Source organism: Streptomyces sp. NBC_00353 (genome assembly GCF_036108815.1).
Taxonomy (GTDB): domain Bacteria; phylum Actinomycetota; class Actinomycetes; order Streptomycetales; family Streptomycetaceae; genus Streptomyces.
Map to the genome: position 1 here is coordinate 2,963,974 of NZ_CP107985.1, position 15,457 is coordinate 2,979,430.

The following is a 15,457-nucleotide window of genomic DNA, read 5'->3' on the forward strand; positions in this document are numbered from 1 at the left end:
CCGACGGGCTCTCAGGTGCCGGTGAGGTGCTCGGGGCGCACCGGCGTCCTGTTCAGCTCCAGGCCCGTCGCGTTCCGGATCGCCGCGAGGACGGCCGGGGTCGACGACAGGGTCGGGGCCTCGCCGATGCCACGGAGCCCGTACGGGGCGTGGTCGTCGGCGAGTTCGAGCACATCGACCGGGATGGTCGGCGTGTCGAGGATGGTGGGGATCAGATAGTCCGTGAAGGACGGGTTGCGAACCTTCGCGGTCTTCGGGTCGACGATGATCTCCTCCATGACGGCGACACCCAGTCCCTGGGTGGTGCCGCCCTGGATCTGGCCGACGACGGACAGCGGGTTGAGCGCCTTGCCGACGTCCTGGGCGCAGGCCAGTTCGATGACCTTGACCAGGCCGAGCTCGGTGTCGACCTCGACGACTGCGCGGTGCGCGGCGAAGGAGTACTGGACGTGGCCGTTGCCCTGTCCGGTGCGCAGGTCGAACGCCTCGGTGGGCCGGTGGCGCCACTCCAGCTCGATGTCGACCGCCTCGTCCTCCAGTACGTCGACCAGATCGGCCAGCACCTCGCCGCCGTCGGTGACGACCTTGCCGCCTTCGAGGAGCAGATCGGCGGTGGCCCAGGCGGGGTGGTACGTACCGAACTTGCGGCGGCCGATCTCCAGGACCTTCTCGCGGACGGCCTCGCAGGAGTGCTTCACGGCGCCGCCGGTGACGTATGTCTGCCGGGAGGCGGAGGTGGATCCGGCCGAGCCGACCCGGGTGTCGGCCGGCTGGATGGTGACCTGGGCGACGCCCAGCTCGGTGCGGGCGATCTGGGCGTGTACGGTGACGCCGCCCTGCCCGACCTCCGCCATCGCCGTGTGCACGGTGGCGACCGGTACACCGCCGACGACCTCCATCCGGACCCGGGCGGTGGAGTAGTCGTCGAAGCCCTCGGAGAAGCCGACGTTCTTGAGGCCGACCGCGTAGCCGATGCCGCGTACGACGCCTTCACCGTGGGTGGTGTTGGACAGGCCGCCGGGCAGGGCCCGCACGTCGGCCTCCTCGCCGGCGACCTCCCACTGGCGCTCGGGCGGCAGCGGCCGGGCCTTGACCCGGCGCAGCAGCTCGGCGACCGGGGCGGGCGAGTCGACGACCTGCCCGGTGGGCAGGAGGGAGCCCTGCTCCATGGCGTTGAGCTGCCTGAACTCGACGGGGTCCATGCCGAGTTCGGCGGCGACCTTGTCCATCTGCGCCTCGTAGGCGAAGCACGCCTGGACCGCGCCGAAGCCGCGCATGGCGCCGCACGGCGGGTTGTTGGTGTAGAGCGCGATCGCTTCGATGTCGACGTCGTCGATGACGTACGGGCCGACGGAGAGCGAGGAGGCGTTGCCGACGACTGCCGGGGAGGCGGAGGCGTAGGCGCCGCCGTCCAGCACGATGCGGCACTTCATGTGGGTGAGCTTGCCGTCGCGGGTGGCGCCGTGCTCGTACCAGAGCTTCGCGGGGTGGCGGTGGACGTGTCCGAAGAAGGACTCGAACCGGTTGTAGACGATCTTGACCGGCTTGCCGGTACGGAGTGCCAGCAGGCAGGCGTGGATCTGCATCGACAGGTCCTCGCGGCCGCCGAAGGCGCCGCCGACGCCGGAGAGCGTCATGCGGACCTTGTCCTCGGGCAGGCCGAGGACGGGGGCGATCTGGCGGAGGTCGGAGTGCAGCCACTGCGTGGCGACGTACAGATCGACGCCGCCGTCCTCGGCGGGGACCGCCAGGCCGGACTCGGGACCGAGGAAGGCCTGGTCCTGCATCCCGAAGACGTACTCGCCGCTGACAATGACATCGGCCCGGGCCGCTGCCGCGTCCGCGTCGCCGCGGACGATGGGCTGGCGGTGGACGATGTTCGGGTGCGGGACGTGCCCGGCGTGGTGGTCGTTGCGTCCCTCGTGGACGAGGATCGCGTCGGGGGCGGTTGCGGACGCCTCGTCGGTGATGACGGGCAGCTCGCGGTAGTCGATCCTGATCTTCGCGGCGGCGCGGCGGGCCGTCTCCGGGTGGTCGGCAGCGACGAGCGCCACCGGTTCGCCGTGGTGACGGACCTTGCCGTGGGCGAGGACGGGGGTGTCCTGGATCTCCAGGCCGTAGTTCTTCACCGAGGTCGGCAGGTCGTCGTAGGTGAGTACGGCGTGGACGCCGGGGGTGGCGAGCGCCTCGGAGATGTCGATCGAGACGATCTCGGCGTGCGCCACCGTGGAGCGCAGCGTGTGGCCCCAGAGCATGTCCTCGTGCCACATGTCCGAGGAGTACGCGAACTCGCCGGTGACCTTCAGGATGCCGTCGGGGCGGAGCGTGGACTCGCCGATGCCGCCCTTGGTGCGGGTGCCCTGGTGGATGTTCGTGGGGGAGCCGGTAACGCCCATCGTCACACCGTCTCTTCCGCGCGGGCGGCCGCGAGGCGGACCGCGTCGAGGATCTTCTCGTAGCCGGTGCAGCGGCAGAGGTTGCCGGAGAGCGCCTCGCGGATGTCCGCGTCGGACGGCTCCGCGTTGCGTTCCAGCAGCTCGTCGGCGGCGACCAGCAGGCCGGGGGTGCAGAAGCCGCACTGGACGGCGCCGGCGTCGATGAACGCCTGCTGGATCGGGGAGAGTTCGCCGGTGTTCCGGGACTGTTCGGCGGCTGGCTTGGCCTCCCACCGGCGGGCCTGGTCGAGCGAGGTGCCGCAGGCGCCGGGGGCGCAGCCACTGCCGGGGTGTGCCTCGGACCGGTGGGCGGCGAAGTCGGCGAGGCCCTCCACGGTGACGACCTCGCGGCCCTCCACCTGGCCTGCGGCGACCAGGCAGGAGCAGACCGGGACGCCGTCGAGGCGGACCGTGCAGGAGCCGCACTCGCCCTGCTCGCAGGCGTTCTTGGAACCGGGCAGGCCCATCCGCTCGCGCAGCACGTAGAGGAGGGACTCGCCCTCCCAGACGTCGTCGGCCTCGTGCTTACGGCCGTTGACCGTGAAATTGACGCGCATGATCAGGCAGCTCCTTCGGTGCTGCGGCCGTTGCCGCGGTACGACTCCCAGGTCCAGCCGAGGGTGCGGCGGGCCATGATTCCCACCGCGTGCCTGCGGTAGCTCGCGGTGCCGCGCACATCGTCGATCGGGTTGCAGGCGCCGGCGGCGAGCGTGGCGAACTGCGCGGCGATGGACGGCGTGATGATCGTGCGGCTGTCCCAGAACCCGCCCTCTTCGAGCGCGGCGTTCAGGAATTCCTCCGCCTCCTTCGCCCGGACGGGTGTCGGGGCGGCGGAGCCGATGCCGGTACGGACCGTGCGGGTCTCGGGGTGCAGGGCCAGGCCGAAGGCGCAGACGGCGATGACCATCGCGTTGCGCGTGCCGACCTTGGAGTACTGCTGGGGCCCGTCGGCCTTCTTGATGTGCACGGCCCGGATCAGCTCGTCCGGTTCGAGGGCGTTGCGCTTGACGCCGGTGTAGAAGGCGTCGATCGGAATCATCCGGGTGCCGCGCACGGACTCGGCCTCGACCTCGGCGCCCGCGGCGAGCAGCGCCGGGTGCGCGTCACCGGCGGGCGACGCGGTGCCGAGGTTGCCGCCGACGCCGCCGCGATTGCGGATCTGCGGCGATGCGACGGTGTGCGAGGCGAGCGCCAGACCGGGCAGCTCGGCCCGCAGGTGCTCCATGATGTGGCTGTACGGCACGGAGGCGCCGAGCCGCACGTTCTCCTGGCCCACCTCCCACTCGGACAGCTCACCGATGCGGTTCAGGTCCAGGAGGTACTCGGGCCGCCGGTGGTCGAAGTTGATCTCGACCATCACATCGGTACCGCCCGCGATGGGCACAGCCGTCGGGTGCTCGGCCTTGGCGGCGAGCGCCTCCTCCCAGCTGGCGGGGCGAAGGAAGTCCATGAGTGGCTCTCTTCTTCTCAATCGGGTCGTTCGCTGGGGCTGGGGACGGCCGGCCCTCGATTGGCTCGTTCATGTGCTGTTAACGCGGTGTGTGGCCCAGTACACAACCGGGACTCCACGCGGTGCAGTCACCGAAACCATGAAGGAGTTGGCTGGTCTCCGTCCTCGTCTTGTAGATTCGAACGAATGGCGGGGCTCAGTAACCTCACCGCAATACCCAGTTTTCACCCGCACCAACGAAAGAGATCGGCGGCAACGACATGCGGCTGCGCGCACTGCTGGAAACCGATGCGCTGGGCCTGCGGCTGCTCGGCGGCGAGGACGAACTCGAACGGTCCGTCCGCGGCGTCATGACCACCGACCTGCGGGACCCGAGCCGCTATCTGACCGGCGGCGAACTGGTCCTGACCGGCCTGGCCTGGCGCCGGGACGCGGCGGACTCGGAGCCGTTCGTACGGATCCTCGCGGGCGCCGGGGTCGCCGGGCTCGCGGCGGGCGAGGCGGAACTCGGCGAGATCCCGGGCGATCTGATCGAGGCGTGCGAGCGGCATCACCTGCCGCTCTTCGCCGTCCACGAGACCGTCGCGTTCGCAACGATCACCGAGTACGTGGTGCGCCAGGTCTCCGGGGAGCGGGCGGGCGATCTGGCGGCGGTCGTCGACCGGCACCGCAGGCTGATGACCTCGGGTCCGGCCGGTGGCGGCCCCGAGGTGGTCCTCGACCTGCTCGGCTCCGACCTCGACCTGCACGCCTGGGTGCTCTCCCCCACCGGCCGGCAGATCGCGGGCGCCGGTGCGTCGCTGCCCGGACCGGTGGGCCCGACGCTGGCGGGCCACCATCTGGCCGCCACCCGCACCGGCCGCCGGGGTCCGCACCGGGCCACGGTCGACGGCGTCACGTATTCGCTGTTCCCGATCCGCAACACCGGCCGGGGCGCGGCCCCCACCTCCCGCGACGTCCGCGAGTCGGTGCTCTCCGACTGGCTGCTCGCCGTCGAGGCCGACGCGGGCGAATGGCCGGCCGCCCGGCTGGACCTGCTCCAGGGCGTCACCCAGCTGATCGCGGTCGAACGGGACCGGCGCGACGCGGCCCGTACGGTACGCCGCAGGCTCGCCCAGGAGGTCCTGGAACTGGTCCAGACGGGCGCCGCGCCCGCCGAGATCGCGGCCAGGCTGCGGGTCGCCGCCCCGGTCCTGCTGCCCGGCCTGGGTACCGCCCCGCACTGGCAGGTCGTGGTGGCGCGGGTCGACTGGGGCGCGGAGGGCGCACCGGACTCCACGGGCGGTCCGGTCACATCCGGCATCGCGGGCGGCCCGGTCGCCCAGGCGCTGCTGGAGGAGATCCTCGTCGACCCGGCGGTCACCGGCCCCGACTCCGCCGACCGGATCGCGGTCGCGCACACCGGCGACGAGGCCATCGCCCTCGTACCGCTGCCCGCCCGCGCCGCGTCGCCTGCCGACGCCACGGACCTGCCGGAGGCCGGCGACGCAGGCGGTGCGGCGACGGCCAAGGACGACCCGGTGCTGCACGCGGACGCACTGCTCGCCACCGTTCGCGAACCGCTCTCCGCGGGCCTCGCCGACGACGGCCGCCTGACACTGGGTGTCAGCGCCGCCGTGCACTCCCCCGAGGGGCTCCGCGGCGCCCTGGAGGAGGCCCGGCACGCGCGCCGGGTGGCGGCGGCCCGTCCGGGCCGGGTCTGCGCGGCCGGCCACCACGAGCTGGCCTCGCACGTCCTGCTGCTGCCGTTCGTCCCCGACGATGTGCGTCGTGCGTTCACCGCACGGCTGCTCGACCCGCTGCGCGACTACGACCGGCGCCACCGCGCCGAACTCATCCCGACGCTGGAAGCGTTCCTGGACTGCGACGGTTCGTGGACCCGCTGCGCGGCCCGGCTGCACCTGCACGTCAACACATTGCGCTACCGGGTCGGGCGAATCGAGCAGTTGACGGGGCGTGACCTTTCCCGCCTGGAGGACAAGCTCGATTTCTTCCTGGCCCTGCGTATGAGCTGACTCGGCGGACCTACCACAGCCCTCCCCGCGACCGACCGATTGTGAATTCATTCACCTGACCCCTTGGCCCGGCGTGCCATTCCGTGCTGAGATGCCGCCAGACTCAACAGCTCAATGGCGCGCTCGGGGAGGGCAATGTGGCGTATACCGCCATGTCTGGTTCCGGAACGACAGCAGATGACGATCCGCCGCTCCAGACAGCGGTATGGCGGCTGCGGTCACGCGCCTGCTGGACGGACGCCGCTGCTCTGCTCGACCACGACGCCGCCACCGATCCGGCCGCAGCGCTCCAGCGGACGGCGCTGCTGATCGAACGGTGCCTGTACACCGGCCAGGGCTGGACCGACGCCGAGGACGCCCTGCGCACCGCCGAGGCCCTCGCCCACGACGACGCCGAGCGTGGGGCCGCGGCTTGTGAACGGGGTCACCTGGCGTATGCGTCGACACTTCTCGGGGTACGGGACCGGGCCGACGAGGCCCGTGTCGCACTGAGCCGGTCCGCGGCCCTGCTCTCCCCCGCCGCCCCGGCGCGTCCGCTGCTCGACTTCCGCCGGGGCCTGATCGCACAGAACATCGCCGACTCGCCGCAGGCCGCCCGCGCCGCGTACCGCAGGGCGCACGCCGGCGCCGTGGCCCAGGGCGACCAACTGCTGCTCTCCTCCACCTGGCGCCACCTCGCGCTGCTCTCGCTGCGCGAGGGCGAACTGGCCGAGGCCCGGCACGGGTTCGGCGAGTCGCTGCGGATAAGGGAGGAGCTGGGCTATCTGGTCGGTACGGCCCCGGCCCTCATCGCCCTGGCGGATACCGAACCGGAACCGGAGGCGGCTGCACGGCTGCGCGCCGAGGCGGGCCGCCTCTTCCGCCTCCTGGGCGGCGTCCCTACCTGGCTGGCCCCGCACCTGGACCCGCCCGCCCCGCAGACGGCCGAGGCGAACTGAGCACGGGCCCGCCACGGGGGACCGTCAGGCGCGGCCCCCGACCGGGTCGCCGGGCTGCCGGCCCGCGTCGCTCCACTCGGGGGTCGGCGTCGGACGCGGCGGAGCGGGCGGCGGGGTCGGCCCGCGGTTCGGGTTCTGCGGTACCGCGGCGGCGGGCTTTCCGTTCTGCCCGCTGCTGTCGCGCCGGGGCGGCGTGACCGGGGATTTCGGCGGTGCGGGCTTCCTCGTCGGCGGCACGGGGACGGCGACCGCAGCGGAGGCGGACGGGGGCGCGGAGTGCGTCGGCGAAGGCGCGGCGGAATCCGCAGGTGTACGGGTGGGGCTCGCGCTCGTCGACGGCGTCGCCGGAGTGGGCGTCCCGGGAGGCTTCCCGGTGGACTTGCCGGACCCGGAGCAGCCCGCCGCTGCCAGCGCCAGTCCCAGCACCACCAGCGCGCACACCGGCCAAGGCCCTCGGCTCCGTATCATCCCGCCCCCTCTCATCCCGCCCCCTCAAAAACGATCATGCGATGAGAGGCACAGAGTATCCACAGCGGTCCGTGGAGGTGGCGGCAGCCCGGACGAGAAAGGTCAGCGGTCCGCGCCGGTGAAGTGTTCGCGCACGAGTGACTGCACGACGGGCAGATCCTCGGCGATCAGCGCGTCGAGCAGCGCGGTGTGTTCCACGGCGTCGGCGAGAAGGTCGGCCCGGCGGGTGGCCGGGTTGTGCCCCAAGGGCCACTGGGAGCGGCGGTGCAGGTCGTCGGCGACCATCACGAGCTGCTGATTGCCGGAGAGCGCGAGGACCGCTCTGTGGAAGGCCCGGTCGGACTCCGCGTAGCTCGCCCGGTCGCCCACCGCGGCGGCCGCGACCGTGGCATCGGCCAGCGGGCGCAGGGCGGTCCACCGGGCCCGGTCCACGGTGCGGGCCAGCCGCAGCATGACGGGGACCTCGATCAGGGCGCGCACCTCGGCCAGCTCGGCCAGCTCCTGGGGGCCGCGCTCGGCGACCCGGAAGCCCCGGTTCGGGACGACCTCCACGGCACCCTCGATGGCGAGCTGCTGCATCGCCTCACGGACCGGCGTCGCCGAGACACCGAAGCGGGCGCCGAGCACCGGGGCGGAGTAGACCTGACCCGGCAGCAGCTCACCGTCGACGAGGGCGGCGCGCAGCGCGTCCAGGATCTGCCCGCGTACGGAGTGCCGCTGCACCACGACGCGGGGCACGGGCGGCTCGCAGTGGGTGTGCTCCCCGCGGGCCTGCTCGCCGCGCGGCTGTTCGCCGGGTGACTGCACACCGGGTGGCTGCTCGTCCCGCGTCCGCTGAGCGCGCGACTGCCCGGGCACCCCGTCGGGGGCCCCGGCCGACCGGGCGGCCGCGGATGCGGTGGACGTGTACGGCGGACGCACCTGCTGATGCGCTCTGCCCTGCTCCACTCCGACCTCCTCGGCCTGCTCCGGGCCGGCCCGCCTGCGCCGTGCCTCCCGTGCACGATAGGCGGAGGAGGGCGCAGTTCAAACATCGATCTCTTCGGGTAAGGTAAGGCTAACCTGCAAACGATCGCGATTCGGTGGTCCCTGCATGACCCTCCCCACCCTGCTTCCCGGCACAACGACGTCCGCCGTGTCGGACGCGTACACCCGCCTGACCGAGGTCTTCCCCGGGCTGCGTGCCGAGGTCCTCGGGGACGACGAGCCGGCTCCGTCGGGCGTCGGCTGGGTGGGGGCGCACGAGCTCGCGGCCGGCGGCGCCGCCCTGGACACGTTTCTCGCCTGGGACAACGCGCAGGTGCTGCGGGACTACGGAAAGCAGGCCCGGCCCGATGTGGTCGCCAGCTTCGGCCTGCACCGCTACGCCTGGCCCGCATGTCTGCTGGTGACAGTGCCGTGGTTCCTGCACCGGCGGGTGCCGCGGATCCCCGTCGAGGACGTGGCCTTCCAGCGGACCCTGGGTCATCTGACCGTGCGCGTACGGGAGTTCACCTGCCTGCCGGACGACCCGGCGGCCGCGCTGCCGGGGGCCAGGGTGGTGGCGGACGAGGCGGCACTGCGGGCCGAGGTGCTGGCCGCGGTGGCCGAACACATCGGTCCGGTGCTCGACGGCTTCGGCCCCCGGATGCGCCGCGGCAAGCGGGCCCTGTGGGGCATGGCGACGGACGAGATCGTCGAGGGCCTCTGGTACATCGCCCATCTGCTCGGCGAGGAGCGGCGGGCGATGACCGAGCTGGAGGCGCTCCTGCCGGGCACGACCAAGCCGTATGTCGGCACGCCTGGCTTCCGTGAACTGACCGGGCCGAACGGCGAGTCGCTGCCCACCCGCGACCGGGCCAGCTGCTGCCTCTTCTACACGCTGCGGCCCGAGGACACCTGCGTCACCTGCCCGCGCACGTGCGACGCCGACCGGGTACGGAAGCTGACGCCCGCCTGATCCGTTCCGCCCGCACGGGTGGCGAGATTCGAACGCAACCCGATTGCCACAGACGGGCGTTCGAGGAGTTGCGGCCCATCCGTACCCCCCGCCGCCCCAATGGCATTCTCTTGCCCCGAAACCCCCTGAGCCCGAAGGGATTTCCGCCACTATGGCGCCCGAAACCCCTAACGCGATGCAAGGGACCGCGCATGAGACTGACCGACATATCGCTGAACTGGCTACTTCCGGGCGCAGTCCTGCTCGTGGGGGTCATGGCGGCGGTGGCGATGGTCGCGCGCGGCAAGCGCGCCGCTGACAAGTCCGCGGCCGACGACAGCTGGGAACGCAGTGAGGACCGGCGCAGGCGCAAGGAGGCGCTCTACGCCACCGCCTCGTACGTGCTGCTGTTCTGCTGCGCGGCAGTCGCCGCCGCGCTCTCCTTCCATGGACTGGTCGGCTTCGGCCGGCAGAACCTCAGCCTCTCCGGGGGCTGGGAGTACCTCGTCCCGTTCGGCCTCGACGGGGCGGCGATGTTCTGCTCCGTGCTCGCCGTGCGCGAGGCCAGCCACGGTGACGCGGCGCTCGGCTCGCGGCTGCTGGTGTGGACGTTCGCGGGTGCGGCCGCCTGGTTCAACTGGGTGCACGCACCGCGCGGCATGGACCACGCGGGCGCCCCGCACTTCTTCGCGGGGATGTCGCTGTCCGCGGCGGTGCTCTTCGACCGGGCGCTGAAGCAGACCCGCCGGGCCGCGCTGCGCGAACAGGGCCTGGTGCCCCGTCCGCTGCCGCAGATCCGGATCGTACGGTGGCTGCGCGCACCCCGGGAGACCTTCGGTGCCTGGTCGTTGATGCTGCTGGAGGGCGTACGCACGCTGGACGAAGCAGTCGACGAGGTACGCGAGGACCGGCGGGAGAAGGAGCAGAACCGTCTCCGCAGGAGGGACCAGGAGAAGCTGGACCGGGCCCACATCAAGGCCCTGAACCGGCAGAACCGGGCCTGGGGCCGGGCCGGCCGGGGCGGTGCCCAGGTCGACGTACCGGCCATCGCCCCGGCGGCGGGCTCCGCACAGTCCGTCGCGGAACCCGCCATACCGGAGCCGGGACAGCTGCCTCTGCGACCCAGACCATCCCTGCAAGCCGTGAACGGCACGAGCTCGAAGGGCTCCCCGGACCGGAGCACAGGTGATCCGAGGACCGTCGACCTCACCGCCGAGGACGACACCCAGGCCCTGCCCCGGCTCGACTCGCTGGAGCGGAAACTCAAGGACCTGGAGCAGCAGTTCGGCTGATCAAGACCCTGCTCCGCGACTCCCGGACGGTCAACGTCCTCGCAATTCAAGGCGGAAGGCCCCGTCCCGGCATCCGGCTCGTCCGGACTCCCAGGCCCCTCAGGGCCTTCCGCCGTCCAGTTCGAACCAGACCACCTTGCCCAACGCGTGCGCCTTCACGCCCCACGCGTCCGCGAGGCTCTGCACCAGGATCAGCCCCCTGCCGTGCGTACCGTCGTCGGCGTTCGGTACGCACGACATGGGCAGTCCGGATACGAAATCCCGCACCTCGACCCGCAGGGTCGCCGGCGCCACGGTCACCGTGACGACCGCGCCGTGCCGCGTATGGACCAGAGCGTTCGTCACCAGTTCACTCAGCAGGAGCTCCGCCACTTCGGCCGACTCCTCGTGCCATCGGTATCGTAGGAATTCCCGCAGCGCACAGCGCACTTCGGAGATGTCCGCCAGATCGGTATGAGCCAGTCTGCGGTGCATTCGAATCAGCTGCTGACGCTCCACCGTTTCCCCCGCGTGCACAGTGAATCACCCCCTTCTCGTCGAACACCTTCCCGGGATGCATGCCCCGCACGCGGGCTGTCACGCTTGTCGACTCATCAATAAGCACATATGGGGACGGGGCAGCCCTCATGACCTCGGAAACACGGCCGACACATTCCCGTTGTCCCGATTAACTTCCAAAAAATTCACACGAGTTGGCGTTGACGAGGACATGTCTACGCGCGTCATCATGGTGGACATGCGAATCCCCCCACGGATCACAACGCTCGGCGGTGTCGCCGCCCTCCTGTCCGTCCTCTTCGTCGGCGGTCCGGTCACGGCGGCCGCCACCGCCGCCACCACATCGGTCGGCAGCATCTGCTACTCGGACCTGCCGTCCCAGGCACACGACACCCTCGATCTCATCGAGGCGGGCGGCCCCTTCCCCTACTCGCAGGACGGCATCGTCTTCCAGAACCGGGAAGGCGTGCTGCCCAGCCGGAACACCGGCTACTACCACGAGTACACGGTGATCACCCCGGGCTCGCCGACCCGCGGCGCGCGACGCATCGTCACGGGTGAGCAGAGCCAGGAGGACTACTACACCGCCGACCACTACGCCACCTTCGACCTCGTCGACTACGGCTGCTGAGGCGCCACCAGCAGCACCCTCCGGACCGGTCCGCGCCGTAGCCCCCCACCTGCGGCGCGGATCACCGGACCGACGGGACGGCGGTGCCTTGTACGCTGCGCCCATGACCGTGACCTATGTGATCGACGGCTCCGAAGTCACCGGACTGGAACGGTTCTGGCAGGTGATCGGCGAGTCGGTGAACGGTCCCGGTGGCTACTTCGGCCGCAACCTCGACGCCTTCGCGGACTGTCTGAGCGGCGGCATGGGGACACCGGACGACGGCGACTTCGTCATCGAGTGGCGCGACCACGCAAGCTCCGCACGCGCCCTGGGCCACGAGGAGAGCGCACGCCACGTGCGCCGACTGCTCGGCCGGGCACACCCCACCAACCGGCCGGCCCTCCAGCGGAAACTGGACGAGGCACTGGCCGGACACGGTCCGACGCTGTTCGACCAACTGGTGGAGATCATCGAGGAGCGGACCGCGCCCGGCACACTGCGACTGCGCTGACCGTCGCCGCGCCGGCGGCCTTGCACCCGCGCACCGACTTCGTATACCTCCGGTGCCCACCCGGGTACGTCGTCCGTCACGGCCCCGCACCAGGGGTGCCCCGCGCGTCGCCGGGGAAGTGGTGCCATGAGCACCCCGCAGCTGCCGACCCCGAGGAGCCGTGATGCACGACGACCGCACGCTGGTGGAGGGACGCCTGGAGCGGGCCCTCCACCAATTCATCCGCCCCGCCCAGTACGCGGACCGGTCCCCGCTCGGCCTCTCGGTGTGGCATGCCCCGGGCGAGCCGGTGTCGGTGACGGAGGCCATGAAGGGAACGTACGAGCCCTTCGCGACCGGAACCGAGTGGGGCAGCCCCTGGTCGACCAGCTGGTTCCGGCTGGAGGGCACGGTGCCCGAGGCGTGGGCGGGGCGCCATGTCGAGGTGGTGGTGGATCCTGGTTTCTCCGGTCAAGGGCCCGGCTTCCAGGCCGAGGGGATGCTGTACGACGACGCGGGCGTACCGCTCAAGGGCATCCATCCGCACAATCGCCATCTGACCGTCTCGGCCTCGGTGTCGGGCGGTGAGCCAATCTCCTTGCTGCTGGAGGCGGCTGCCAACCCGGCCGTCCTGGAACACGGCTTCGAGCCGACTCCGCTCGGTGACGTCCTGACGGCGGGCGACCGGCCGCTCTACAGGTTCGCCTCCGCGGACCTTGCCGTGCTGGACGAGGAGGTCTGGCATCTCGTCCTGGACATCGAGGTGCTGTCCGAGCTGATGCACGAACTGCCGGCCGACCGGTCGCGGCGCCACGAGATCCTGCGGGCGCTGGAGCGGATGCTCGATGCCCTGGACCTGCACGATGTGGCGGGCACGGCGGCCGCGGGCCGCGCCGAGCTGGCCGGGGCCCTGGCCCGCCCGGCGTCGGCGAGTGCGCACCGGATCTCGGCGGCCGGCCATGCGCACATCGACTCCGCGTGGCTGTGGCCGCTGCGCGAGACAGTGCGGAAGGCCTCGCGTACGTTCGCCAACGTCACCGCGCTCGCCCAGGACTATCCGGAGCTGGTCTTCGCGTGTTCGCAGGCCCAGCAGTACGCCTGGGTGCGTGATCACCAGCCGCACATCTGGGAGCGGATCAAGCGGGCGGTGGCGGACGGGCAGTGGGCGCCGGTCGGCTCGATGTGGGTGGAGTCCGATGCCAATATGCCGGGCGGCGAGGCGCTGGCGCGGCAGATCGTGCACGGGAAACGGTTCTTCGAGCAGGAGTTGGGGGTGGAGACGCAGGAGATCTGGCTGCCGGACTCCTTCGGCTACACGGCGGCCTTCCCGCAGCTGGCCCGGCTGGCGGGGGTGAAGTGGTTCCTGACTCAGAAGCTGTCCTGGAACCAGACCAACAAGATGCCGCATCACACCTTCTGGTGGGAGGGCATCGACGGGACCCGTGTCTTCACCCACTTCCCGCCCGTCGACACGTACAACGCGAACTTTCACGCAAGTCAACTCGCTCATGCGGAGAAGAACTTCGCGGACAAGGGGCGGGCGACCCGGTCGCTGGTGCCGTTCGGCTGGGGTGACGGCGGGGGCGGTCCGACCCGGGAGATGCTGGAGAAGGCGCGCAGGCTGCGGGATCTGGAGGGTTCGCCGCGGGTCGAGATCGAGAAGCCGTCGGCGTTCTTCGCGGCGGCCGAGGAGGAGTACGCGGAGCAGGCACCGGTCTGGTCCGGCGAGCTGTACCTGGAGCTGCACCGGGCGACATACACCACTCAGGCCAAGACCAAGCAGGGCAACCGACGCAGTGAACACCTGTTGCGTGAGGCCGAGTTGTGGGCGACGGCGGCGGCCCTGCGGGCACCCGGATACGCGTATCCGTACGAGACGCTGGACCGGGTGTGGAAGACGGTCCTGCTGCATCAGTTCCATGACATCCTGCCGGGCTCCTCGATCGCGTGGGTGCACCGCGAGGCCCGCGACACGTACGAACAGGTGCGGGCGGAGCTGGCGGACCTGGTGGCGGACGCGGTGACGGAACTGGGCGCGGCAGATGGACTCGTTGCGCTCAACTCCTCGCCTTACGAGCGAAGTCAGGTGATCGAACTGGACGCGGAAGCAAGCGCGGTACTGCCGTCCGGTGCACAGGTGCAGCAGCTGGACGAGTGGCGTACGGCGGTGTTCGCCCGGTCGCCGGGGCTGGGCGCGGGGCTGCTCGACGGATCGGCGGTGCCGGAGCGGGAGGCGGTGGCGAGCCGCACGGCGGACGACGGGTTCGTCCTCGACAACGGGCTGCTGCGGGTCTCCGTCGACCGCGACGGGCTGATCGCGGCCGTCCGCGATCTCGACGCGCACCGTGAGGTCATCGCCCCCGGCCACCGGGCCAACCTCCTTCAGCTTCACCCGGATCATCCCAACCACTGGGACGCCTGGGACATCGACCGGCACTACCGCCGCACCCGCACCGATCTGACCGATGCCGACTCGGTCGAGCTGATCGAGGCAGGGCCGCTGCGGACGGCGGTGCGCGTGGTGCGGACGTTCGGGAAGTCCAGGATCGTGCAGGAGATCCGGCTGGCCGCGGGCAGCCGGCAGATCGACATCGACACCGAGGTGGACTGGCAGGAGTCGGAGAAGGTCCTCAAGGCGGCCTTCCCGCTCGATGTGCATGCCGAACGGTCCACGTCCGAGATCCAGTTCGGCCACGTCCACCGGGCCACGCACGACAACACCGGCTGGGACGCGGCCCGTTTCGAGATCTGTGCGCACCGCTGGCTGCGGGTCGCCGAGCCGGGGTACGGAATCGCGGTACTCAACGACTCGACGTACGGACACGATGTGACCCGGACCCCGCACGAGTCGGGTCTCGCCACGACCGTACGGCTGACGCTGCTGCGCGCCCCGCACAGCCCGGACCCGGAGACCGACCTCGGCACGCACCGGTTCCGGTACGCGCTGGCGCCCGGGGCGGAGGTCACGGACGCGGTCCGCGCGGGGCTCGCGCTCAATCTGCCGCTGCGGGCGGCGGTGGCCCCGGTGGTGCCGTCACTGGTCACCACCGGGCATCCGGCGGTGACCGTGGAGTCGGTGAAGCTGGCCGAGGACCGCAGCGGCGATGTGATCGTGCGGCTGTACGAGTCGGCGGGCGGCCGGGCCGCGGCGACGCTCCGGGTCGGCTTCCCTGTCGTACGGGCACAGATCACCGACCTGCTGGAGCGGCCCCTGCACGAGGCGACGGCCGATGAGCACGGTCTCGTACTGGCGCTGCGGCCGTTCCAGATCCTGACGGTACGGCTGACTCCGGCCTGAGCGACCGCCCCGCCCCGGACCGGCTCAGAGCCTGTCGGGTGA

At 71.4% G+C, this 15,457-nt stretch carries 13 protein-coding genes; 7 read left to right on the forward strand and 6 right to left on the reverse strand.

Features of this window, described 5'->3' with window-relative positions; genetic code table 11:
• Positions 1-11 precede the first annotated feature (11 nt).
• The 3 genes from OHA88_RS13585 to OHA88_RS13595 are packed head-to-tail and all read right to left on the reverse strand — an operon-like array spanning position 12 to position 3,885.
• Positions 12-2,396, reverse strand: a complete 2,385-nt coding sequence (locus OHA88_RS13585; protein WP_267000444.1) for a xanthine dehydrogenase family protein molybdopterin-binding subunit — start codon at positions 2,394-2,396, stop codon at positions 12-14.
• A gap of 2 nt (positions 2,397-2,398) precedes the next feature.
• On the reverse strand, positions 2,399-2,992 hold the full coding sequence (locus tag OHA88_RS13590) for a (2Fe-2S)-binding protein (RefSeq protein ID WP_267000446.1): 594 nt from the start codon (positions 2,990-2,992) through the stop codon (positions 2,399-2,401).
• Between the two features lie 2 nt (positions 2,993-2,994).
• Entirely contained in the window at positions 2,995-3,885 is an 891-nt protein-coding gene (locus OHA88_RS13595) for an FAD binding domain-containing protein (RefSeq protein WP_267000448.1), read from the reverse strand.
• Positions 3,886-4,145: 260 nt separating this feature from the next.
• Between OHA88_RS13595 and OHA88_RS13600 the strand changes: the two genes are divergently transcribed.
• Positions 4,146-5,900, forward strand: coding sequence for a PucR family transcriptional regulator ligand-binding domain-containing protein (locus OHA88_RS13600; protein ID WP_328625720.1), 1,755 nt, complete (start codon positions 4,146-4,148; stop codon positions 5,898-5,900).
• Positions 5,901-6,052: 152 nt separating this feature from the next.
• Entirely contained in the window at positions 6,053-6,838 is a 786-nt protein-coding gene (locus tag OHA88_RS13605) for a hypothetical protein (RefSeq protein ID WP_267000452.1), read from the forward strand.
• 24 nt (positions 6,839-6,862) lie between these two features.
• Here OHA88_RS13605 and OHA88_RS13610 read toward each other — a convergent pair whose 3' ends face one another.
• Complete coding sequence (locus OHA88_RS13610; protein WP_328625721.1) at positions 6,863-7,306, reverse strand: hypothetical protein; 444 nt, start codon at positions 7,304-7,306, stop codon at positions 6,863-6,865.
• A 102-nt stretch (positions 7,307-7,408) separates the two neighbouring features.
• The gene (locus tag OHA88_RS13615; protein WP_328625722.1) at positions 7,409-8,254 is read right to left on the reverse strand and encodes a GntR family transcriptional regulator; all 846 of its coding nucleotides are present in this window, start codon (positions 8,252-8,254) and stop codon (positions 7,409-7,411) included.
• Positions 8,255-8,399: 145 nt separating this feature from the next.
• Here OHA88_RS13615 and OHA88_RS13620 point away from each other — a divergent pair, with 145 nt between their 5' ends.
• Both OHA88_RS13620 and OHA88_RS13625 read left to right on the forward strand, forming a co-directional pair.
• Complete coding sequence (locus tag OHA88_RS13620) at positions 8,400-9,245, forward strand: (2Fe-2S)-binding protein (protein ID WP_328625723.1); 846 nt, start codon at positions 8,400-8,402, stop codon at positions 9,243-9,245.
• 191 nt (positions 9,246-9,436) lie between these two features.
• Entirely contained in the window at positions 9,437-10,516 is a 1,080-nt protein-coding gene (locus OHA88_RS13625) for a DUF2637 domain-containing protein (RefSeq protein ID WP_267000460.1), read from the forward strand.
• Between the two features lie 99 nt (positions 10,517-10,615).
• Here OHA88_RS13625 and OHA88_RS13630 read toward each other — a convergent pair whose 3' ends face one another.
• Positions 10,616-10,990 carry an ATP-binding protein gene (locus OHA88_RS13630; protein WP_389729897.1) on the reverse strand — a complete coding sequence of 125 codons (375 nt, stop codon included), beginning with the start codon at positions 10,988-10,990 and terminating at the stop codon, positions 10,616-10,618.
• Between the two features lie 262 nt (positions 10,991-11,252).
• On the opposite strand from OHA88_RS13630, the gene OHA88_RS13635 reads away from it, so the two are divergent.
• The 3 genes from OHA88_RS13635 (at position 11,253) to OHA88_RS13645 (ending at position 15,415) form a co-directional block, all read left to right on the forward strand.
• Positions 11,253-11,645 (forward strand): ribonuclease domain-containing protein, encoded by a 393-nt coding sequence (locus OHA88_RS13635; protein WP_328625724.1) that lies wholly within the window; start codon positions 11,253-11,255, stop codon positions 11,643-11,645.
• Positions 11,646-11,748: 103 nt separating this feature from the next.
• Entirely contained in the window at positions 11,749-12,138 is a 390-nt protein-coding gene (locus tag OHA88_RS13640; protein ID WP_328625725.1) for a barstar family protein, read from the forward strand.
• 163 nt (positions 12,139-12,301) lie between these two features.
• Positions 12,302-15,415, forward strand: coding sequence for an alpha-mannosidase (locus tag OHA88_RS13645; RefSeq protein WP_328625726.1), 3,114 nt, complete (start codon positions 12,302-12,304; stop codon positions 15,413-15,415).
• The last annotated feature ends 42 nt before the right edge of the window (positions 15,416-15,457 follow it).